This window comes from Collinsella aerofaciens ATCC 25986, assembly GCF_964259375.1.
GTDB lineage: Bacteria > Actinomycetota > Coriobacteriia > Coriobacteriales > Coriobacteriaceae > Collinsella > Collinsella aerofaciens_BO.
Genome location: NZ_CAXVJM010000043.1, coordinates 1 through 797, shown reverse-complemented (window position 1 = coordinate 797; position 797 = coordinate 1). Strand labels below are relative to the sequence as shown.

The following is a 797-nucleotide window of genomic DNA, read 5'->3' as shown; positions in this document are numbered from 1 at the left end:
TTCCCCGAGTCGTTCAAGGGCAACCACGCGAAGGGGTCGTTCACGATGCCGCGCCCCTCCCGGCACCGCGGCAAGCAGGTGCACAGACGCGGGCTGTCGCGCGAGCGGATCTGCGTCATGACCGGAGTGAACGACTCGAACGAGACGTTCCTCGAGGTCACGGGGCGGGGCGCCCTTTCGAGGGAGCGCGCCATGGACGCGCTGAGGGGCCGCATCGCGGCCGGCTCGGTCGTCGCGACCGACAGGGCGGCCGCCTACGTCGGCGTCCTCGCCGAGCTCGAGGTCGCCGCGCACGCGGCCTACGACCCCAAGGACCGCTCCGGGGGGACCATCAACCGGGTCAACGCCGTCCACTCGCTCCTCGGCGCCTTCATGGAGCCGTTCAAGGGCGTGTCGACGAAGCACCTCGATGCCTACCTCGCCTGGTTCAGGTGGTGCCGGACCTTCATGGCGACCGATTCCGGCGCCGCCGGGCGCACGGTCGCGCGGCAGCTCGCGCACGGCGTCTGCAGGAGCCGCGTCCGCGACATGTTCAACGTGGAGCCGCCCTACATGGACTACTGGGCCGCGCCCGCCGCATAGAGGCGGTAGAATGGTCGCACCGCGATACACGAGGAGGGGTGAGGCCATGCCGTCGAACATACCGGCCACGACGATCCGCATCGACCCGGAGGTCAAGAGGGAGGCCACGGCCATCCTGGACGAGCTCGGCCTGTCCATGTCCACCGCCGTCAACGCGTTCCTCAGGGCGCTCGTCCGGGAGGGCGGGATGCCGTTCGAGATGAGGGTCAAGACGC

The 797-nt window shown here is 69.9% G+C and carries 2 protein-coding genes; both read left to right on the top strand.

From position 1 onward, the window contains the following. The coding region (locus ACEXKH_RS09640) for an IS1595 family transposase (RefSeq protein WP_373573947.1) at window positions 1–582 on the top strand (582 nt) is incomplete at its 5' end. Between the two features lie 10 nt (window positions 583–592). After that, window positions 593–797, top strand: a 205-nt coding sequence (locus ACEXKH_RS09635) for a type II toxin-antitoxin system RelB/DinJ family antitoxin (protein WP_373573946.1), incomplete at its 3' end; no start/stop codon positions are given.